Origin of the sequence: Mesorhizobium sp. GbtcB19, assembly GCF_019091085.1 — a bacterium.
Classification (GTDB): domain Bacteria; phylum Pseudomonadota; class Alphaproteobacteria; order Rhizobiales; family Rhizobiaceae; genus Mesorhizobium.
Map to the genome: position 1 here is coordinate 1 of NZ_JAGXJY010000660.1, position 228 is coordinate 228.

At 68.9% G+C, this 228-nt stretch carries 1 pseudogene; it reads left to right on the top strand.

Going from position 1 to position 228, the window contains the following annotated elements:
• Window position 1: 1 nt before the first annotated feature.
• Window positions 2–228: pseudogene (locus tag KVT37_RS33325) on the top strand (sugar-binding transcriptional regulator); the annotation flags it as partial.

Here is a 228-nt window from a genome sequence, read left to right on the forward strand (position 1 = left end):
GTTGGACGACGCCGCGCGCGCCGGCTGGCTTTATTATGTTGCCGGCAACACACAGGACCAGTTCGCCGCCAAGCTCGGCATCTCCAGGCAGACGGCGCAGCGGCTGGTGTCGCTCGCCATGTCGGGGGGCCTGATCAAGGTGCGGGTCGATCATCCGATCGCCAACTGCCTCGACCTCGCCCCGCGGCTGCGATCGCGCTTCGCGCCCGACCTCGTCGCAGTGGTGCC